The following is a 20,228-nucleotide window of genomic DNA, read 5'->3' as shown; positions in this document are numbered from 1 at the left end:
GGTCATTTCTACAACGCTAAGTCTTGTACTAGCGATGTGGACTGAACAGAATTAAAATCGTTCCCAGGAGAGAAATTGTCACACCAAGTACGTCATATCTATCTGGTTTGACACCTTCAGCCAACCACAACCAAAAGAGAGATGAAAGGATGTAAACACCACCATAAGCAGCGTATACTCTGCCTGCATTTGAAGCATCTATTTTGGTGAGAGTAAAAGCAAAGATAATTAGAGCGAAAATCCCTGGAAAAATCCACAAGATGCTTTTTCCTAATCTTAACCATGCCCAAAATGTGTAGCAACCAGAAATTTCTCCTAGAGCCGCAATTAAGAAGAAGATAAATGTTTGCATTTTTAACAAAAATTACAAGCCAACCTACTATATCAATGTAAGAAATAGAATAAAAGTAGATACTAATACCATTTATTTATGAGGTTGCGCCCAATAAAGTCATCAAATAACGTTTAAATCAAAAGTAAATGGGATTATCTTTCTGGTGCATCTATGGCTACGCCACGCAAGCTATCACACAGAATTGGTAGAGAACCCATTGGGGATTTTTTATAATTTGGGAGTAACAAGATTTAACGGAGAATGACATACTCAAGTAGTTTGAGTGATTCCGACCGTTGCCAAAGGCTACGTAATGCGTAATTAAAAATTTATGTGACACAAAATCTTCACTTAATTGTATTATGCCATACAATACCCAAAAAATTGTGTATCTAAGTTTTCATAGATACCAGATTTTTGTCCAGTTTTTACACATTGTCTAATGTATAATTTATGCGATTATCACAAAAACATATGAATATCTTCAAAATCCTTTCCTGTGCCTTGCTAACTATTGCCTTTCCCAGTGTATGTTATGCATCTGAAGAAGCACCGATAGTTTCTAATACCCAAACCGCGCCGAAGGAAGTTGCAGAAAAACCTAGCGTTGTGATTTTACCTGTTAGTAATCCTGTTAGTAATCAGGCCAAAGATTTACAGCCGGAGGTTCCCTTAGTATTTTCAGCAGAAACAGTCGCACAGACAGAGCAAGAACAGCCATTAGCGGCTCCCAATCCCACCAAAGATGTACAGAGAGTAGCTCCCCGTTCTCCATTGCAAGAACAGCCCACCAAATTGCATAACTTGGAAACAGCCAACCAGCTGAAAAAAGGAGAAGTTCAGGGAGAAGCGGGTTTTCTGCAAGTTTTACCAACCGATGATTCTGTGTCGGGGACGGGTTTGCAAACCTATCAAGTTGATATCGACTGGGGAGTAACAGATAACTTCCAAATAGGTTTTACAGGTGATATTTTTGATGATTATGCAAAATGCGAAACTAGAGGCAATTGCGGTGATTTGACAACCGTAAGTTATGGAACAAAGTTAAAATATCGATTAATCACTTCAGAACGTTTGGCTGTCGGTGTGATGGGTACGGCTCAGTTATTGAACTTATCTGCGAGTTCAGAGCTTTTTGACAATCCCTCACCAAACAGTTCGAGGGGAAACTTTTCTGTTACCAGACCAGTGGGAGCTTTGCAGTTTCCCGCTACTTATAACGTATCTCGAAATCTGCAACTGCATCTGACTCCGGGAGTGGTTTTCTTCCCGGAAACAATCAGGGGAGCGAATTTTTTTGGGACGTTTTTCAACATTGGGACGGGATTTAGCTGGCAAACTTCAGAAAGACTGAATTTGTTTGGTAATATTCAAGCGCCTTTTGGTTCTGGAGGCAATACTTTTAATTCCAAAGACCGCTCTATCTCTCGGCAGTTACTGTGGACTGTAGGTGTAGATTATGCTGTTAATCCCAGACTGGGAGCAGAGGTTTATGCTACTAACAGTTATGGGACAACACCGACGACTGGCTTGCTGGCCTTTTTTCCTGATGGTGATGAATTCCAGCTGGGGATTCGCTTCAAGCACGTGATTGATTTTGGACAAGGATACGCAGCTAATTTTGACAATCGCCCCCAAGCACCGCTTTCTTATCGGGATCAGACGCTTCTGTTTGATGGTTTCACACTTGCCAGCGCTAACACTTTACCAACTGGGAAGTTTCAAGTTAGAGGAGGGCTGGGTACTCATGGTAGTTCCAGTTTTGCCCTGGCCTATGGCTTGACAAATGATGCACAGTTAGAACTTATGGTTGATCAATTTGGGGCAAGCGATCGCATTTCTGCTCAAGATGTATCTGGTTCGGGTGTCAAAATTGGCGGTGCAATGAAACTACGGTTTTTGAATCAAGCACAAGGCGATTCCCTGTCTCTGGGTTTTAAACTTGCAGGTATCAGTGAGACAACTTTCAAAGGTCAATCTTTAACCGGCAGTTTATATACAGAGTTGCCCATTAGTTATCAACTCAGTCCCCAAACTTCCATATCCATTAATCCCAAAGGCGGATTTTTTGGGAAAGTTTCCCGCATTGGGGTAGGTATTGGGATTAACCAGGCTATTTCCGATAAACTGCAATTGATTGGAGAATATACGCCCATCTTGAGTGAAGGAAGAGATGTTTGGAGTACTGGCTTACGCTTTTTACCACAAGCAGGATTGGCATTTGACGTTTTTGCCAGTAACGCCATTGGACAAGGTGGTTTGGGAACGGTGACAGCCGAACCAGATACTAATTTTGGTGTCAGCATCAATTGGGGAATTTGATGTTCTTGCCAATTCCTGATTTGATCATCAATTAACCAAATACCGTGGGTTTAAGTCCCCCGGTTCTATAACCGGTAAGTTTTGTGTTGGGGTTAAATCCCCATTACAAAACTTAATTACGTATCCCTAGCGGGACCGTAGGCTCTATTACGAATTACGAATTACGAATTACGAATTACGAATTACGAATTACGAATTATTTAATCAACTTTTTCAGCAATTCAGGAATTTGAGCAGGACTTTCGGCAACTGGAATTTGTGCCGCTTGAAAAGCTGCTAATTTACTCTTGGTTGTCCCAAAATTAGTATCGCGTCTCACAACAGTTGTTCCCGTTCCCATCTGTCGCCAATTCTTGGTTAGTGGTGCGTGTCTACCTGCAATGTAGGCAATTACTGGTTTATCAATAGCTTCAGTTATGTACTGCGCTGCGGCTTCTTCACTTCTACCTCCTGGTTGACCGACTAAAACGATCGCTTCGGTGGTTTCATCTTCATCCAGAATTTGCAGCCATTGGAGGAACGATGAACCAACTATCGCATCACTACCAATGCTGACACTAATCGATTGACCTAAACCAGCTTTGGTTAATTCCCAAGCCACTTCATAGGTAAGAGTACTGCTGCGACTCACAATCCCCACTCGTCCAGGGGTATAAAATTCACTAGGTTGCGTACCTAAGAGAATTTTGCCGGGGACGATAATTCCCGGACTGTTGGGGCCTACCACTAAGATTTCACGAGTCTCAGTTTTGCGGAGTAGTTGCACCATATCTAAAGGTGGGACACCAGCGGAAATAATAATTATCTGCACAATATTAGAAGCGATCGCTTCTAATGCTGCATCTAGCACTTGGTAAGGGTGTACACAAATAATTGTGGTGTCAATTGTCCCGAATTTGGCTGTCACCTCCTCTACTAAGTCAAAGACTGGGAGATCGTACATTTGCTGTCCCCCACATCCAGGATTGACACCAGCTACCAAATTAGTGCCATATGCTTTCATTTGAGCAATATGAGTTGCTGATATAAATTCAGAGAACCCTTGAATTAAAACTTTGCTGTCTGGCGTTAAGTTCATAAAATTTAGTCATTGGTCAATTGGTCATTGGTCATTGGTCATTGGTCATTGGTCATTGGTCATTGGTCATTGGTCATTGGTCATTGGTCATTAGTCATTGGTCATTGGTCATTGGTCATTGGTCATATCATGTTCGCTTAATTACTTATCCAAAAAAAACTCTCCGCGTCTCCCTATCCCCGCGTCCCCCTATCCCCGCGTCACCCCATCCCCGCGTCACCCCCTCTCCGCGTCATCCCCTCTCCGCGTCGGCCTTAATTATCAGTCTTTAACCGAACACGATATCATTGGTCATCAGAAACGAAAGCGTACTATTTTCTGTAAGCAGGTAACTTGACTAGACGGACTGCTTGGGACACAGCTTCATCTAAATTTTCTACTAATATCAGAGTGTCACTCTGGGTTTTGAGTGCGGCTAAATATGTTCTGGCGCTATGGAAATCACTACCAGCAAGACGGACAACCAAGCGTGGGATGTGTAACGGCTTACTTTTACTGCCATTGGTGCTTAATACCTGAGATTGGAGTTCCCTGGGGTCTAGTTGTAGGAATTTGGCAATGATTTCTGGCATTTGCGACACTTGAGGAATAGTACCCAGAAAGTTAATCAGAATCACTTGAATGCTTTTATCAGCAGCTAAGATTTTCAGCCCTGTTTCTAAGCGATCGCTAAAGGTCGTTGGTGAGGTATCAGTTAGAAAAGAATGTCGTAAATTTAAAGAAATGCCAGGTTTACCACCAGCATTGGCGACTGCATCTAAGGTTGTCAATACTGAACCAGTACCATTGCCTAAGATACCGATTTTACCGTGCATTTCTACGCTATCCCAGTCACCCAAAATACCGTTACTTTTATTTCTACTATTACGACTCAACATCTTGGCCGCCATTTGGGCTATTTCTGGATGACGGTTAATCGCCCGTTGGTTGACTCGGACTTTACCATTGAGCGCCATCACTTGTCCAGATGCGCTGACTGCTAGAGGATTTATCTCTACCAAGTCTAGGTCTTTCTGCACAAATAACTGGTACATTTTTTCGACAATGTCGCTGATTGACTGCATTAGCGACCCCTGCAAGCCCATTTTTAACCCCAATCTTCGAGCATAAAATGGCGAGAATTCTTGTTCTACAACCACATATTGCATTTTCTCCCCTGGGGATTCCCAATCGATATCCGGTTCTTTGCAACCTAAAAGCACTGGACGGCAGAGGGCTGTGTCTAAAACAACGGCAAGATAAAATTCTTCTTTGGCATCATACTTTGATTCTGCTAGTAAAACTTCTGGCAATTCTCCCCAAATTGGTAAATTAAAGATATTTTGGGCAGCTGCGATCGCATCAATGGTTGTTTCTACAATCCTCACTCCACCAGCTTTGACCCTTTCATCTGCGTGTACTTGCGATTTTAGTACGATCGGATAGCGAATTTTTAAACGTTTTAAATCTGTAGGATGGTCAATTCGTTGGGATGGTAATACAGGAATGCCCATCTTTCCAAACCATTCTTTAACTTGGTATTCCAATAAATCCATTGACACACACCTTGTATTAACAATTCCAAAGTAGGTATCTGGTGCTGTCTTATATGTTATACAGCACCTAGATTACATAAACACACTTTGGTTGACTAGAAAAATTTATTTAGCACCAATCAATCAATTTTATCTAATTCGGCAGAAGTGGTAAATTCATTTCCCAAAGCAATGACTTCTACTATTTGGTTGATTAGACTCGATCTACCTCCTGTTGTCAACTTGCCCGTCTCTAAAATTACTGAACTCTTCTTGTATATTTTTCCTTAGATAATTTATACTCGCATTTGGATTGTTTAATTTATCATCTAGCGGTATAAAAAACTAGAAGGATAAATAATCACTCCTCTGGTGCTTTCTGGTAACATATTGAACTTTGTGTTAAAAAGTTGTTCTATGAGATGTGAAACTGGGGATGGTGGGACTATGCATCTGTATGTAAAAAACGCAAGTACTTTATCTGAATCTGTCCAAAGGATTTTGGCTTTTAGATTGGGGATTTGGGATTGACCCCAACAACTTTTGTTACCGGGCTTCGGGATTTTGGATTTTATGAAATCTAAAATAGCAGTGTCAAATATACAGCAGAATTCAGGATTCAGGATTCAGGAGTAAAACTGGCTTGGTGTATAGGTTTCAATTTTGATTCTGTACCTCATTGATCTGCAATCTGCTGTAATAAAAACTATAAAACTATATAGAAAATTAGCCGTACCACTCTATGAAAATAGCATTCCCACAAGAAGATATACAGCTTTTAGCAAGTATTTTACAGGAACAATTACTGCTAGAAGTTCCATCTGGCAAGGCTTTCCAGGTTAGATGCGCTGTCCAAAATGACGAATTAATGGTTTTGACTCAACATCCTCCAGGTGTGACGGTTGATACCCAAAAAATATTTGCGGTACTAGAGGAAGCACTCCAGTGGCAATCTCAATATCACGGTCAAAGGGTACAGTTTTATGTCAGGGTTTCTGGAGAAAAGCTACCCTATGCCAAACAATCCCTCACGGTGAAGGCTAAGGAGATACAGTCAAGTGAGGAGATGAAGGGAATAGAAGCAAGCGATACTCTCAAGCCGAGTGCTGAAGCCAATATCCTCATTTTTCCACCTCCGAATCTTCCCAAAACCCCATTTCTGGGAACGGACGACCACATCTCGGAGAATCCCTTTTCTTCAATTCAGGATGACCACATCTCGGAGAATCCCTTTTCTTCTTCAATTCAGGACGACCACATCTCGGAGAATCCCTTTTCTTCAATTCAGGATGACCACATCTCGGAGAATCCCTTTTCTTCAATTCAGGATGACCACATCTCGGAGAATTCATTTTCTTCAATTCAGGATGACCACATCTCGGAGAATTCATTTTCCTCAATTAAGAACGACTATATCTTAGAGAATTCATTTTCCGAGACTCCAATTATTGATGAAAATTATTTGGAGGACGAAGATAAGTTCGACCCCTTTGCAGGTGGGCAAAATTTATCAAAGAGCAAAAAGTTATCACTTCCACCTTTACCTATCCTCTTAGGTGCTGTATTGGGGGTGACTGTCATCTGCGGTGGTGGTGCTTTCTTTCTGACTCGTTCCTGTGTGATTGGTGGATGTCAAGAATTACAAATTGCCAAACAATTCCAAAGCGAGTCTCCGCAACTAATGCGGCAAGCCAAATCAGAAAAACAATTGTTAGCAGTGCAACAACAACTAGAAACCACTCTCTCTAGTTTAAAAGTAATTCCTCAATGGTCTCCTCGCTACCAGCAAGCTCAGGAACTCGCTTCAAGTTTTTCTGAACAGTCAGGAAAAATTAGTTTGGTGGTAAAAGCTTTACAGGCCGCAGCTGCGGCAGAGCAAAAAACTCAAACTCCTGCCAACAGCCTCGAAGAATTACGCGCTCGACAAAGTTTATGGCGACAAGCGATCGCTCCACTAGAGTCTATCAAATCTGGTCACGAACTCTACGGGCTGGTGCAGGGAAATTTGCCCAGTTATCAACGCAATTTACAAGCTTTAAATCAGCAGTTACTCAAAGAAGAAACATGGCTGAAAAAACTAGCCACAACAAAAGTTTTAGCTGATGCCAATATCCAGCGCGAAGCTACTGCTAAATCCGGGAATGACTGGCAAAAGGTGAAATCGGATTGGCTGAAGGTGGTCAATACTTTAAAAAGTATTCCCCAAGGTAGTACAGGACACCAAGAAGCACAAAAATTACTCACAGAGTATCAACCGAAATTCAACTTTGCAAGCGATCGCGCCAAAAAAGAAACTGATGCCTCTACAATCTACCAACGAGCTTTAAACATAGCTAATCAAGCTAAAGTCCAAGGACAAAAAAATCAATGGCAGGAATCTGTAGATTCTTGGAATCAAGCTTTGGATCTGGCTAACAAGATTCCCCAAGATAGCTTTTACTACAATCAAGCACAATCCCTCATTCCACCCTATAGGACTGCGCTGGCACAGGCAGAAGAAAAATTCCAACTCTATGGTAATTTGACAAAAACTCGCGCTGATCTCAACACCACTTGCGTTAATGGAATACGGTTTTGCGTTTTTAACATCGAAAACAAAGGCATTATCGTCCGCTTAACCCCGGAATATGACAAACAACTAGAAAGTGACAACCCTAATATCCAAAGTCACTTCCAAGCCTTACGAGACGCTCTAGGAGTAGTTGGTGAAAATGCTCAATTACCCCTATTCATCTACAATTCCCAAGGACAAGAAAGGTATATGAAGATGCCGCAATAGAGGTCAGGGGGCAGGGACAAGAGGACACGGAGACACGGGGACGCGGGGACGCGGAGATATGGGAAAAGAAGACACGGGGATAGGGGGAAAGAGTTGACTCTCAGAAGACAATCTCTCTTTGTCACCGCGTCTCCCTCTTTAAGAGCGTCACCGCGTCCTCTTCTTCCCCATCACCCCATCACCCCATCTCCCCATCACCACGTCACCCCATCACCCCATCACCCCATCACCCCATCACCCCATCTCCCCATCTCCCCATCTCTCTATAAACCCAAATGATTTTGTAGTGCTTGGCGCATTTCTTTTACAGGTACTTTTTCCTGTTGCAACCAAATTTTTAAAGCTGCTGCACCTTGTTGAACTAACATTTCTAAGCCATCAATGGGAATTGCTTTTTGTTTTTCTGCTAGTTGGAGAAACCGAGTCGGTTTAGGAATATAAATCAAATCATAAGCAATAACATTGGGTGATAAATACTCCATTTCATCTACACTTAAAGGCGAATTTTCTATATGGGGATACATCCCGATGGGGGTGGTATTTACTAGCAGGTTCGCTTGGGGAATTAGCTTTGGTAATTCTTCCCAAGAATGCACTTGAAATTTATCTGCAAAGATTGAATTCTGCCAACTTTGCCGGAATTGTGATAATTTCTGCAAATTTCGCCCCACCACATGAATTTCTGCCAAACCTAGCTGAATACAACCTGCAACAACTGCTCTCGCTGCACCACCATTACCTAAAATTACTGCCGTTTTTTGACTCCAATCTTGGTGATAAGTAGTTTGTAAAGGGGCAATAAACCCTTCTACATCTGTATTTGTTCCCACCCACCCGTTCCCTTGACGAGTCACGGTATTGACTGCACCAATGGCTTGAGCAATGGGTGAAATTTCTGATAAAAAAGGTAATATAGCCTGTTTGTGGGGAATTGTAACACTAAACCCGACCACACCAATGGCTGCAAAACCTGCCAGAGCAGTTTCTAAATTTTCTGGTGCAATAGGAAAAGGCAGATACACATAATCTAATCCCAATTTAGCCAACGCGGCATTGTGCATCACTGGTGACAAAGAATGCTCTACAGGATGCCCAATCACTCCTAAAAGTTTAGTTTTTCCAGTAATACTCAGGCAATAATTATTATCTTCGCTATTCATAATTACAATGATTTGCTGCTACTAAATCAGGACTTACGCAACTGACATGGCTTTATAGGGTGCGTCAGATGTCAAAAATATGTTTATTTGCAGGATTTAATGACACCTGCGTCGTCACGCAAGCTATCGAGTCTGATGCACCCTACAGTAGATATTTGGTGTGACACTTCAGAATAAAACAAAGCAGGAATAGATTGACGTACTCCCCAGCCTAAAGGCATGGGGATTCTAGGCTCAAACAGCAATTGCAGGCATAGCCTGTCTGACATCGCCTAACCTAATGGATGATGCCCCAACCATTTGAATATTAAGTGCTGCGTTTTCGTCTCTCCCGTTAACTGATTGACATGACGGACAACGCCACTCTCTGAGTGATAAATCCAAGTTTTCTAAAACGTGGCTACAACTAGAGCAAGTTTTACTACTGGGATACCACTGGTCGATGAAAATAACCAAGTTATTTTTCTTTTTAGCAACCCATTCTAAGATTTGTAGAAACTCACCAAACGCCAAGTCCGATATTTTTCTACCCCAAAGTCGCTGCATTCCCTTGAGGTTTAAAGTCTCAAAACACAGTACATCAAACTTGTCTGTTAACTCATGGGCTAACTTCCAGAACCAGTCACGCCGACGATTAGAGATATCTTCATACTTGCGTACTAAATTCTTTCTTGCTCGTTCTCTGTGGGATGAGCCTTTTAGCTTTTTAGAATGTTGCCTAGCCGCTTTGGTCATGGCATTTAGGGACTGTTTGAAAAACTGGGGAGACTCAATCTTAGTACCGTCTGAGCAAGTGAGAAATGTTTTCAGCCCAAAGTCAAAGCCAGCAATTCTACCCGTCTTAACTTCAACTTCTGAGCTACCATCATCAACAACAACGACCATAAACAATTCACCCAAGGTCGTGCGTTTAATAGTTAAGGTTTTGACTGTTCCCTCAATCTCTCTAGACTTCCAAAATTGATAAACTTTACTACCAATTTTTACCCTATTACCACTCAAAAACTTATACCCTGCTTGCTTAAGGGTGAAGGATTTGTACTTTTTAACCTTCTTGAATCCTGGTGGTCTTACTCCTTTCTTGTTGTGCTTGAAAAACAATTGATAGGCTTTGTCAATGCGTTGACAAATATCTTGCACTGCCTGCGATCCTACCTGCTGCCAAAATGAATTACGCTTTCTCAATTTGGCAATGTGTGACTGAAGTTTTGCACAACTCAAATACTTGCCATACATCCGGTAGTAGCGTCGATGGAGGGCAATGCAATGGTTATAAATCACCCCAGCAGCGTTAATTGTGCGCTTGAGGTGTCTATTCCGCTTGTGTTGATAGAGCTTAAACTTCAGTGTTTTCATATCGCCCATGATACCATAAATGGGTAGCCGGTGGATAGCAGCATGAAAGAAAGACTGAGTGTACGGGTTGACCCTCAAAGACTTGAAAAACTGAGAAAGGTCGCCAAACAGAAGCGAAAAACTATGACTCAAATGATTGAAGACTGGATTGATAGGTTGCAGGAAGAAAAGCCGTCCTAGAAGGACGGGGCTTTAGACCCAATTTTTCGGTAAAGAAGAAAACCGTATTCGTATCATTTTGCCAAAAAAATAGCCTAGTTGTATTCAACAACTAAGCTAAATTTTCAATATTACACTATCCAATCAACCCAAATAATCCTTCAATTTTAATTTTGTTCCAGATTGATTTTGACAACTTTGCTCTTTTCTGCAACCATCTTAGGTAAAGTTAAATGCAAAATACCATCTTTATAATCAGCAGTGACTTTGGTATTTTGGATGGTTACAGGCAGAGGAATGACACGCTGGAATTTACCATAGTAAAACTCACTTCTGGTTTTAGCTTTGTCTTCTGACTCAGTTTTAAGCTTACGTTCTCCACTGATAGAAACTGCATCTTCTGTGACTTGAACATCCAAGTCTTTCGCTTCCATACCAGGAACTTCTAGTCTCAGGATAACTGCATCATCAGTTTCAGTTATTTCAGCAGCAGGAACTCTGGACACAGTACTTAAATCTTTCAAACTAGCTGGTGCTAAATCATCAAACAAGCGATTAAAGCGACGCTCTAAAGTTTCAATTTCTTTCCAGGGGCTGTAACGAACTAGTGTCATATACCTCTACCTCTGCTTCTTAGTAGTTTTTTTAATGAGTTGTTAATCAACTCTTTGATTCCCATATTAGGGATAATTCAAAATAACGTAAATTCGGTTTTTTGCACTTTTCAAATAAGGATTACCGTACCAATATTTCAGCATATAAAAAGTTCGGTTAACACGAATGTTTCTAGTTCGGTTAACACGACTTATAGCAATTAAAACTTAAAATTTTGCAAGGATAGGATTTGGGTTTCCTGGTTTCAGCTTGGTATTACTTGCCATTCGAGTATTAGATATAGCATTTCCTAGTCTGCTGAGGTACAAATTTATCTGCGTTTATCTGCGTCTATCCTCTTCTATCTGCGGTTAATTCTTTCTTCGGTGTACCTCACTTGGATGAGAATCGCTATAATTTTTGAGAAACGGCTTATTTTATCAAACCCGCTACTCAATTAGTAAATTGACTGCTAATCTAAGAATATTAACAATACTTAACATTTCTTCGTAATATGCAGATAAATATAGCACCCTCTACAACCCCAATATCTGGCCAATACTGGAAATGGCGAGGACACAAAGTTTACTATGTACAGGCGGGAGAAAAACAACCTCAGCGTCCCCCCTTGCTGTTAGTGCATGGCTTTGGTGCTTCCACAGACCACTGGCGAAAGAATATCACAGGACTGTGTGCAGATTTTCAAGTTTTTGCAGTAGACCTTTTGGGATTTGGACGTTCAGCAAAGCCCAAGTTACAGTATAGTGGCGACTTATGGCGCGACCAACTGCGAGATTTTATTAGTGAGGTTATTGGTGAAAAAGCAGTATTAGCCGGTAATTCCCTTGGTGGTTACGCTTGCTTATGTGTTGCGTCTCAATATCCTGATAGTGTCGCTGGTGTAGTCTTACTCAATAGTGCAGGCCCCTTTTCTGAACCAGAAGCAATACAAAGCCAAATTCAGCCTTCTCAAAACCCTGTACAGCAACTACTCGGTCAAACTGTAAAATGGGCTTTTCAACAACGTTTATTCCAGTCTTTATTATTTCAATATGTGCGTCAACGTTGGGTAATTAGACGCACTTTAGAAAAAGTTTATTTAAACAAAACTGCAATTACTAATCAATTAGTAGAAGAAATTCAGCGTCCTGCTTATGATACAGGTGCTTTAGATGTGTTTATTTCAGTTTTTAGCACTCCCCAAGGAGAAAAAGTCGATGTTTTACTTAAGGAATTAAATTGTCCTTTATTGTTATTATGGGGAGAAGCAGATCCTTGGATGAAAGCGCGAGAACGTTCTCAAAAGTTTCATCAATATTATCCCCAATTAACAGAATATTTCTTGACGGCTGGTCATTGTCCCCATGATGAAGCGCCTGAACAAGTAAATCCGCTCATACGTGATTGGGCTTTATCTCTTACTAAATAAAATCAAATCTGTTGTGTTAAAATATCAATTTGAATGAATGGTTTTCCAGGAAGATGAACAATTATTTCATTCAAAAATATAAGTTTTAATCTCTTTCTCTACTTGTTCACTAATAATCTCTGTTCCCATACTAGGTTGATCTAGATTAACCCTGATAAAGTTTGTTTGATCTACTTGCGTAAATTGTTTATCTTGATTGGAATCTTTAATAATTTTCAGAAAAATTGCGTTTTGACTAGCAACCACTACCGAATTAACAAGTGTGGTATTATTAGGGGTAATTTGCAGCAAATTTTTACCTGATAAATCAGAAATATAGCCAATAATAGCATCTTGATTATTGATTTGGTCATCGTTATTTGTATCTTGGTCAATGATTTGATATAACCAAAATCTTGTTGTTGGTTTTCCTGCTGATTTGATTTCCAATAAATCAAAAGAATTGATAATTGCTTTTTTATTTAATAAAAGATGATTTTCACCAGTTTTCTTATGATAAAAAATCATATTGTACAATCTATTCTCTCTTTGATAAGAACGAGAAAGATTTAAATCAATTTCTTTCTCTTGATCCTGCTCAACGAGATTAACTGGAATCAGAATATAATCTGATGCTTCTTTAATAATGAAATCACCGTAAATAATGTTTGTTTTTGGGTACAATTTTTCTGCTGCTTTTGCTGGTTGCGCTTTTCTATCAATTTTGGTTTCACAGGAAAAAGAAAATGTGGCTAGAATCATAGCTGTTGTCATCTTCCACAAAAAACGAGATTTTCTCATTTAAAGCTCCAGCATGGTAATAACTTGGATATGTTCCAACAGCAAATCAAATTATTTTATAATACAGCAGAATTCAGGAGTCAGGATTCAGGAGACGCTTCGCAGACCTCCGGTTCAGGAGTAAAACTGTCTTGGTGTCTAGGTTTCAATTTAGATTCTGTACCTCATTAATCTGCAATCTGCTGTAAATACTATAAAAACCTAAAAACCTGGTCGAGGTTGACCAGGTTCTAGCGAATTCAGAAGTTTCAAATTGTTAAGGTTAAGTGAGTAATTGAAAGTCAATAACTAGGGTGGATGTTAAAACTGGCAAGTTCAGCATTTTATTCGTTTTTCCGCTTAGGGATTTGGCTCGACCTTGATAAAAGGTGTTTTGGCCACTTTATTGTATCTGCTAAAACTTGCTTGGGCTGCTGACAGGGGACACTAAGTCATTGCCCGGTGGGTTGTTTGTAGTTAGTTTTGTGTCCTTATGAATATAATTTAGCATTGGCTATTTGAGATGCAATCCTTTGTTTACTAAACTTGATGTTTTGTTTCATTTAGCAACATAAATAAATACCCTATCGTTTTTAGGGCAGGGGGTAGGGTGCAAGGAGAGGAAAAGGAGTTTTGATGGGAGTGAAATTGGATAATTTATTTTTTGGAGTTCCCTAATCTGAGAATCTTGAGCCTAATCACCAATTCCACATAACTGATTGTTCATCAAGATGGTCGGTGACAATGCGTCCAATTTTATCTATTTCTGCAAGTGCTTCAGCAGAAAGTTTAATTTCCAATGCTTGGGCGTTGGCTATTGCTTGCTCAGGATAACGCGCACCTGCTATGGCATTTGTTTGAGGCTGGGCAATCAACCACGCCAATGCTAACTGAGCCAAGCTACAATTATGGTATTCGGCTATGGGACTAAGTTCATTTAAGGCTTGTTGAGCGCGTTCAAAGTTTTCGTCTTGAAATAATTTATTTTTAGCTCGGTTATCGGCTGGATCAAATTTATGCCCAGACAGAAATTTACCGGTTAACAATCCCTGGGCTAAAGGTGAATAAGCTAATATTGAAATGTTGTTTTCAACACAATAGGGCATAGCATCTTTTTCTACTTGCCGCCAAAATAGAGAATAGGGTGGTTGTAGACTATCAATCCGTCCATATTGGGCTGCTTCTGCTAATTGGTCACGAGAAAAGTTAGAAACACCAATGGCTCGAATCTTACCTTGTTCTTTAAGGTGATTTAAGGCGCTCATGGTTTCTGCAATTGGCACAATTTCACTATTGAATGCACCGGCAGGCCAATGAATTTGATAAAGGTCGATGTAGTCTGTTTTCAGATTTGTTAGAGAACGTTCACAAGCTTCTATTACTTGTTGATATTTGAGATGATTTGCAAAAACTTTTGTGGCATATTCCACATTATCCCGCACATCAGCTAGAGCTTCAGCTACAATCTGTTCAGAATGCCCTTCGCCATAAACTTCAGCGGTATCTATTGTGGTGATTCCGGCTTCGTAGGCGGCACGGATGGTTTCAATGGAGTCGTTATCTTCAATTCCCACCCACATTTTTTTTCCGGCTTGCCAAGTACCCATGAGGATGGGTGTGATTTGTACGGTTGATGTACCCAGTGTGCGTTTTTTCATGGTTTCTCTCTAATTCATTTCTCTGACTAGTTTTATACTTTAACTCTGTCAACTGTGGTTAAGCTTTCGTTACATGGTTGTAAATTTTCCCACCGACTTACTTAGGAAAGAAATAAAACGAGTAAAGTATTTCAATGGCGATTTGACTGCAATAAAGTTTCCCAGCTATGACAGTTACTTACCAAGGCAACCGACTTAAAATTATTCTGACCGACATTGAGGGTACGACAACCGATATTAGTTTTGTACATGAAGTTCTTTTTCCATATTCTGCAAAACATTTATCAGACTGGGTATATAATCACTTAGAATTGCCAACGGTATCGGATATCCTGCAACAAGTCAGAGAAATCAGTGGCCAATCAAATCTTGATGTGGAAAGCTGCCTGAGTCAGTTGATGATTTGGCACACTGAAGACCGCAAAATTACTCCATTAAAAACCCTGCAAGGTTTAATCTGGCAAGAAGGGTACAAAAGCGGTGATCTGAAAGCCCATGTGTATCCTGATGCTGTTGAATGTCTTCAACATTGGTATGCTGCGGGTTTAACACTAGCTGTCTATTCTTCTGGTTCTATTGCTGCTCAGAAACTATTGTTTAAAAACACTTTAATGGGGGATTTAACTCCATTATTCTCTATGTACTTCGATACAACTACAGGCAACAAGACCGAAAGTCAGTCCTACCTTACCATTGCAGATGAATTACTTGTCCGCCCACAGGAAATTTTGTTCCTGTCTGACTCTTCAAAAGAGTTAGCTGCGGCCAGCGCTGCTAATTTCAACGTTTGTGGGTTAAATAGACACACAACGGCTGTAGCTCATAACTTTATGTATGTGAAAAAGTTTTCGCAAATTCCTTTAGAAATATTATAAGATAAATGTCGAAAACCCCGGAATAAACACCTAAAAATCCAAAAAGTTTTTAGATGTCAGTGTCTTTTAAGCCGGGGGACGGCAGTTGCTATAAGTGGAAAGTCCCACCTCTGGGCTTGATGAAGCTCAGTAACCGTTTTTTGATACAGTGATGCTTTGTTGAACCTCTTCATTTCTATGTCCCAGGTATCACTCCCGCAATCGCTTCAGAAAGACCTACCGCTCACCGCTCTTGCGCCTATGCAGGATGTGACAAACAAGTGGTTTATGAAGGTCATTGCCCACTACGGCAGTCCTGACTACTTCTTCACTGAGTATTTCCGTGTCAATGATACCTCACGGCTCAATCGTAACATTCTGGCAGCCATCACCGAAAACGATACAGGTCGCCCCGTTTTTGCTCAAATGATTGGCGAAAGCATTCCTGATTTGGTAAGAACAGCAAAGGAACTCTGCAAATATAATATCGCAGGAGTAGACTTGAATATGGGCTGTCCAGCGCCGAGAATCTATCGCAAAAATGTTGGAGGTGGATTGCTACGAGAACCGGAAAAGGTAGATCAGATTTTGGGAGAACTGCGTGCTGCTGTGAATGATAAACCTTTAACTGTGAAGATGCGCGTAGGCTTTGAAAATACAGATAACTTTTACTCCATTCTCGATATAATCAATCGCCACAACATTGATTTGCTGAGTTTGCATGGTCGCACGGTAAAAGATATGTACCACGGGGTGGTGAAATATGATTTGATTGCGGAAGCGGTCAAACGGGTTGATTGTCCAGTGCTGGCTAATGGCAATATCAACTCGGCGAAAACTGCCCTGGAAGTGCTTTCTCAAACGGGTGCGGCGGGTGTAATGGTGGGACGCTGGGCGATTGGGAATCCTTGGCTTTTTAATCAAATTCGGCAAGCTTGGCGAGGAGAGGAGATCACAGTGGTTCCTTTAGCAGAGGTACGCAACTATATTGATCGTTTATGGCAAACTCCTACAGCGTCAACTATACCAGAGCGATCGCGGGTAGCCTACCTGAAAATGTTTCTTAACTATATTGCTTTGAGTGTTGACACTGAAGGTGATTTTCTGCGATTGATGCGACGGGTGCAGACTGAGGGAGAAATGTTTAATTTGTGCGATCGCTTTCTCCTTACTGAAGGAACGAAAACTTTAGCCCTAGCACCCTCCTTGAAGGTGTAACTATGACAACTATTTAGTTCAGGTTTATCAGTGGAAGTAACCTGAAGGGTGTCGAAGACTGAGTAAGGACTATGAGATTTTACCTGAAACAACAGAGGCTTTTATTTATGTAGCTATGATTCGTTTAATGTTTAAGCAACTGGCGTAATTAAAATCACCTTCTCAAAACTTTTCAGACATCTGAATTTAAGAATAGACCTCTCGCAGCAATCAAAACCGATAAAACTGAGTCTAGTAAAAATTAATCTTGTCATGGTTCACAAAATTCACCAATTTTTTGATAAATTTAAAGTAGAGACAATAATTTATTAAAGTTGTCTTTTAATTCCTTGCTTGAAAATGAGGTTACAAGGTATGGATACCGCTATTAAATATGACATTGGAATGATAAAGGAAGAAGCACATCAACTTGTGAAAAAGGGACTTCTTAACCGTCAACAGCCAATTTATACTCTTTGTAAATATCTTCCTGACCGTGAATGGACTTATTTTGAGTATGAGCTAGAAAAAAACGAATATTTACTCAGAGACAGGATTATTGACCTGCTCGGTTGTGAAGATTGGCAAGAAGATTAAAACAATACTTAGAATCAATAACAAATAGACAACATCTGCAATCAATTTCAAATTTAGATATAAACTCTCAAAACATACAACCCTTGAATTAATTCGAGGGTTTTCTACTCGAAAAGTATGCAAAATAAGTAAGTCAAATAATTCGTAATTCGTAATTCGTAATTCGTAATTCGTAATAGTGCCGACCGTCCCGCCAGGGATACGTAATTAAGTTTTGCAACGGGGATTTAGACCCCAACACAAAACTTGCTGCCTGTAGAGGTAGGGGAATTAAACCCCAAGAATTAGTTAAACTATTTAAACTATCGGCATCATTTTTCTTTCTTGATATCAGACCCATCCTCCTGGATTCGACAGAATTTTTTGGGTTAGGCTCTTCTATAGCCATTCTTGCTGACGTGATGAGGCCAGGTATTGACTGGAGTTGTTGTCATAAATAAGCCACTTTCATTTGCGTCATCGCATGCAATTCACAAAATATCTTCCTGTCGAGGTATGATCTTCATATTTCATTTTATTATAATTGTTTGGATTAGTGCCATTGCCGATCAGCAATATTAGAGTTACGGGGCAAAAGCTTATATGAAGACATTCCAACCTATCAAGACAGAAGTTACGCAAATTTCATTTGAATCATTGCAATTAATGGAATGTCTTCCTGTTGGAGTGTGTTATTTGCAGCGTGATGGCATAGTCAGTTTTTGGAACTCATGCCTGGAAGATTGGACAAATATTTCCAGAGAAGAAATTATTGGGAAAAATCTGCTTTTATATTTCTCTCATCTCAATTGTCAAGATTATGTCGAACAATTGAACCAAACTTTGCAAGCTGGAAAAGTGACTGTTTTTTCACCCCAGTTGTACCCGCATTTTTTCACTTGTCTAACTAAAGATGGAAGGTTACGTTCGCTACAAGTAACAGCAACGCCAATTGCAACCACAAAAAATACAGGTTTTGATGCCTTGCTGTGTGTGCAAGATCTGCCTAACTCATTAGATATTGGTTATCCGTGTCTGGCTAATCAAAAATTACAACCAAGACAAGTAACTTACCCGCAGATGTTTGAAAATAACCGAGCGGTGCAAATATTGATCGATCCTCTTACCCTGGAAATCTTTGATGCTAATCCAGCCGCAAGTCAATTTTACGGATATAGCCGCGAAGTTTTACGACAGAAAAAGCTCTCAGATTTAACTGTTTTAGTAGATGGTGATCCTATTGCCAACAAAGCCTTAAAACAGCTGGCTTATCCGGGGAATTTTTTATATTTTCATCAGTTGGCATCTGGCGAAATTCGTCAAGTTGAAATTTATTCCAGTCGGATTAATATCGATAGACAGAATCTACTCTACTGTATTATTTCTGATTTGACAGAGCGTTTGCAGGTAGAGGCAACTCTTCGGCAAGCTAATTCTGAATTACGACGTTTAGTTAATATGGATGGATTAACGCAAATTGCCAATCGACGATGTTTTGATGCCGTAATCAATTTAGAATGGCAGCGACTGCAACGGGAAAAAATGCCTTTATCATTAATTCTCTGTGATATAGATTATTTTAAAAACTATAACGACTGTTATGGTCATCAGGCAGGTGATGAGTGTTTGCGACAAATTGCTCAAGCGATCGCACGAACTTGTAAACGTCCGGCTGATTTGGTTGCTCGTTATGGTGGTGAAGAGTTTGCGGTTTTGCTTCCTAACACCCCTTTAGAAGGAGCAGTTTATTTTGCTCAACAGATTCAACAGCAAATAGCTAGCTTATTTATTCCTCACCATCATTCTTCAGTTAACGATTATGTGACATTAAGTATGGGCATCGCTAGTATTATTCCAGTTCCAGATTATTCACTAGAATACTTAATTAAAAATGCCGATATTTCACTATATGCTGCTAAAAACCAAGGGCGCAATACATATTCTTATATGGGATCTTGAGAGTAAAAAATTTAGTATAGACAAATTATTGACTCCTATCTACTCATGAATAGAATATCGTTCACGCAAGTATACTGATCAACCTATTTTTTTTATTGAATTACTATAGGGGTTTTACCTAAAATTATCTCTGACAAGGAACAGTAAAGACTCTGAGTAAACACTGGCATTTCTTGCCAACAAGTACGGCAAAACCAGTATGTTTCATCTCTGCGTATATGTTGTAAAAGTAAATTAGAACAACAGGGACAATAATTCATCTATTTCTCAAATCCGGTTTTAAAATGTGTAGATCTATTTAGGGTAGCCATGAAAACAACCCAGAGATATGAACAAGCAAGTGTTTATAGTTCTAAACTATAATTTACAAATATGAGGAAGTTGTGAGATAACTTTAAATAACAATATATTTTTTAAGAATTTTTCATTAATTCTGGAGGGTTTAAATAAAAAGCAACTAAGAACCAGCAAGTATGTTAGAGGATGTTTGAAAAGTATCA

The 20,228-nt window shown here is 40.0% G+C and carries 17 protein-coding genes and 1 pseudogene; 10 read left to right on the top strand and 8 right to left on the bottom strand.

Features of this window, described 5'->3' with window-relative positions:
- Positions 1-28 precede the first annotated feature (28 nt).
- On the bottom strand, positions 29-352 hold the full coding sequence (locus tag H6G59_RS01215) for a YnfA family protein (protein WP_190711353.1): 324 nt from the start codon (positions 350-352) through the stop codon (positions 29-31).
- Between the two features lie 456 nt (positions 353-808).
- Here H6G59_RS01215 and H6G59_RS01210 point away from each other — a divergent pair, with 456 nt between their 5' ends.
- Positions 809-2,656, top strand: coding sequence for a porin (locus tag H6G59_RS01210; protein WP_190711352.1), 1,848 nt, complete (start codon positions 809-811; stop codon positions 2,654-2,656).
- A 196-nt stretch (positions 2,657-2,852) separates the two neighbouring features.
- On the opposite strand, the gene H6G59_RS01205 is transcribed toward H6G59_RS01210, so the two are convergent.
- Positions 2,853-3,734: a succinate--CoA ligase subunit alpha gene (locus H6G59_RS01205; protein WP_190711351.1), complete on the bottom strand. Its 882-nt coding sequence runs from the start codon at positions 3,732-3,734 to the stop codon at positions 2,853-2,855.
- A 12-nt stretch (positions 3,735-3,746) separates the two neighbouring features.
- Here H6G59_RS01205 and H6G59_RS27545 point away from each other — a divergent pair, with 12 nt between their 5' ends.
- The gene (locus tag H6G59_RS27545; RefSeq protein ID WP_277924612.1) at positions 3,747-3,875 is read left to right on the top strand and encodes a hypothetical protein; all 129 of its coding nucleotides are present in this window, start codon (positions 3,747-3,749) and stop codon (positions 3,873-3,875) included.
- A gap of 170 nt (positions 3,876-4,045) precedes the next feature.
- Here H6G59_RS27545 and H6G59_RS01200 read toward each other — a convergent pair whose 3' ends face one another.
- Entirely contained in the window at positions 4,046-5,269 is a 1,224-nt protein-coding gene (locus H6G59_RS01200) for a succinate--CoA ligase subunit beta (RefSeq protein WP_190711350.1), read from the bottom strand.
- A 721-nt stretch (positions 5,270-5,990) separates the two neighbouring features.
- On the opposite strand from H6G59_RS01200, the gene H6G59_RS01195 reads away from it, so the two are divergent.
- Complete coding sequence (locus H6G59_RS01195) at positions 5,991-8,027, top strand: hypothetical protein (protein ID WP_190711349.1); 2,037 nt, start codon at positions 5,991-5,993, stop codon at positions 8,025-8,027.
- Between the two features lie 93 nt (positions 8,028-8,120).
- Positions 8,121-8,306, top strand: a complete 186-nt coding sequence (locus tag H6G59_RS01190) for a hypothetical protein (protein WP_190711348.1) — start codon at positions 8,121-8,123, stop codon at positions 8,304-8,306.
- Here H6G59_RS01190 and H6G59_RS01185 read toward each other — a convergent pair.
- The 3 genes from H6G59_RS01185 to H6G59_RS01175 form a co-directional block, all read right to left on the bottom strand.
- On the bottom strand, positions 8,291-9,187 hold the full coding sequence (locus H6G59_RS01185; RefSeq protein ID WP_190711347.1) for a shikimate dehydrogenase: 897 nt from the start codon (positions 9,185-9,187) through the stop codon (positions 8,291-8,293). The two genes, H6G59_RS01190 and H6G59_RS01185, sit on opposite strands and share 16 nt — an antisense overlap.
- Before the next feature lie 234 nt (positions 9,188-9,421).
- Entirely contained in the window at positions 9,422-10,543 is a 1,122-nt protein-coding gene (locus H6G59_RS01180) for an RNA-guided endonuclease InsQ/TnpB family protein (protein ID WP_190711545.1), read from the bottom strand.
- 326 nt (positions 10,544-10,869) lie between these two features.
- Positions 10,870-11,316 carry an Hsp20/alpha crystallin family protein gene (locus H6G59_RS01175; protein WP_190711346.1) on the bottom strand — a complete coding sequence of 149 codons (447 nt, stop codon included), beginning with the start codon at positions 11,314-11,316 and terminating at the stop codon, positions 10,870-10,872.
- A gap of 494 nt (positions 11,317-11,810) precedes the next feature.
- On the opposite strand from H6G59_RS01175, the gene H6G59_RS01170 reads away from it, so the two are divergent.
- Positions 11,811-12,725 carry an alpha/beta fold hydrolase gene (locus H6G59_RS01170; protein WP_190711345.1) on the top strand — a complete coding sequence of 305 codons (915 nt, stop codon included), beginning with the start codon at positions 11,811-11,813 and terminating at the stop codon, positions 12,723-12,725.
- A 66-nt stretch (positions 12,726-12,791) separates the two neighbouring features.
- On the opposite strand, the gene H6G59_RS01165 is transcribed toward H6G59_RS01170, so the two are convergent.
- The gene (locus H6G59_RS01165; protein WP_190711344.1) at positions 12,792-13,505 is read right to left on the bottom strand and encodes a hypothetical protein; all 714 of its coding nucleotides are present in this window, start codon (positions 13,503-13,505) and stop codon (positions 12,792-12,794) included.
- Positions 13,506-14,182: 677 nt separating this feature from the next.
- Entirely contained in the window at positions 14,183-15,142 is a 960-nt protein-coding gene (locus H6G59_RS01160; protein WP_190711343.1) for an aldo/keto reductase, read from the bottom strand.
- A gap of 167 nt (positions 15,143-15,309) precedes the next feature.
- Here H6G59_RS01160 and mtnC point away from each other — a divergent pair, with 167 nt between their 5' ends.
- The 5 genes and pseudogenes from mtnC to H6G59_RS01140 all read left to right on the top strand — a co-directional run bounded on the left by mtnC (position 15,310) and on the right by H6G59_RS01140 (position 19,728).
- Positions 15,310-16,017, top strand: coding sequence for an acireductone synthase (mtnC, locus tag H6G59_RS01155; RefSeq protein ID WP_190711342.1), 708 nt, complete (start codon positions 15,310-15,312; stop codon positions 16,015-16,017).
- 177 nt (positions 16,018-16,194) lie between these two features.
- Entirely contained in the window at positions 16,195-17,214 is a 1,020-nt protein-coding gene (locus tag H6G59_RS01150) for a tRNA dihydrouridine synthase (protein ID WP_190711341.1), read from the top strand.
- Positions 17,215-17,266: 52 nt separating this feature from the next.
- A pseudogene (locus H6G59_RS27180) lies at positions 17,267-17,362 on the top strand (IS5/IS1182 family transposase); the annotation flags it as partial.
- A gap of 206 nt (positions 17,363-17,568) precedes the next feature.
- Positions 17,569-17,790, top strand: coding sequence for a DUF4327 family protein (locus H6G59_RS01145; RefSeq protein ID WP_190711340.1), 222 nt, complete (start codon positions 17,569-17,571; stop codon positions 17,788-17,790).
- Between the two features lie 582 nt (positions 17,791-18,372).
- Positions 18,373-19,728: a diguanylate cyclase domain-containing protein gene (locus H6G59_RS01140; protein ID WP_190711339.1), complete on the top strand. Its 1,356-nt coding sequence runs from the start codon at positions 18,373-18,375 to the stop codon at positions 19,726-19,728.
- Positions 19,729-20,228 lie beyond the last annotated feature (500 nt).

The organism is Anabaena lutea FACHB-196, assembly GCF_014698305.1.
GTDB classification, from domain to species: Bacteria; Cyanobacteriota; Cyanobacteriia; order Cyanobacteriales; family Nostocaceae; genus Anabaena; species Anabaena lutea.
The sequence above is the reverse complement of the archived record's forward strand: the minus strand, read 5'-3'. Positions and strand labels throughout refer to the sequence as shown.

What these genes read in the sequence shown, in the direction of transcription:
- H6G59_RS01215 (WP_190711353.1), bottom strand. Translation starts at nt 352, where the DNA reads ATGCAAACATTTATCTTCTTCTTAATTGCGGCTCTAGGAGAAATTTCT.
- H6G59_RS01210 (WP_190711352.1), top strand. Translation starts at nt 809, where the DNA reads ATGAATATCTTCAAAATCCTTTCCTGTGCCTTGCTAACTATTGCCTTT.
- H6G59_RS01205 (WP_190711351.1), bottom strand. Translation starts at nt 3,734, where the DNA reads ATGAACTTAACGCCAGACAGCAAAGTTTTAATTCAAGGGTTCTCTGAA.
- H6G59_RS01200 (WP_190711350.1), bottom strand. Translation starts at nt 5,269, where the DNA reads ATGGATTTATTGGAATACCAAGTTAAAGAATGGTTTGGAAAGATGGGC.
- H6G59_RS01195 (WP_190711349.1), top strand. Translation starts at nt 5,991, where the DNA reads ATGAAAATAGCATTCCCACAAGAAGATATACAGCTTTTAGCAAGTATT.
- H6G59_RS01185 (WP_190711347.1), bottom strand. Translation starts at nt 9,187, where the DNA reads ATGAATAGCGAAGATAATAATTATTGCCTGAGTATTACTGGAAAAACT.
- H6G59_RS01180 (WP_190711545.1), bottom strand. Translation starts at nt 10,543, where the DNA reads ATGAAAACACTGAAGTTTAAGCTCTATCAACACAAGCGGAATAGACAC.
- H6G59_RS01175 (WP_190711346.1), bottom strand. Translation starts at nt 11,316, where the DNA reads ATGACACTAGTTCGTTACAGCCCCTGGAAAGAAATTGAAACTTTAGAG.
- H6G59_RS01170 (WP_190711345.1), top strand. Translation starts at nt 11,811, where the DNA reads ATGCAGATAAATATAGCACCCTCTACAACCCCAATATCTGGCCAATAC.
- H6G59_RS01165 (WP_190711344.1), bottom strand. Translation starts at nt 13,505, where the DNA reads ATGAGAAAATCTCGTTTTTTGTGGAAGATGACAACAGCTATGATTCTA.
- H6G59_RS01160 (WP_190711343.1), bottom strand. Translation starts at nt 15,142, where the DNA reads ATGAAAAAACGCACACTGGGTACATCAACCGTACAAATCACACCCATC.
- mtnC (WP_190711342.1), top strand. Translation starts at nt 15,310, where the DNA reads ATGACAGTTACTTACCAAGGCAACCGACTTAAAATTATTCTGACCGAC.
- H6G59_RS01150 (WP_190711341.1), top strand. Translation starts at nt 16,195, where the DNA reads ATGTCCCAGGTATCACTCCCGCAATCGCTTCAGAAAGACCTACCGCTC.
- H6G59_RS01145 (WP_190711340.1), top strand. Translation starts at nt 17,569, where the DNA reads ATGGATACCGCTATTAAATATGACATTGGAATGATAAAGGAAGAAGCA.
- H6G59_RS01140 (WP_190711339.1), top strand. Translation starts at nt 18,373, where the DNA reads ATGAAGACATTCCAACCTATCAAGACAGAAGTTACGCAAATTTCATTT.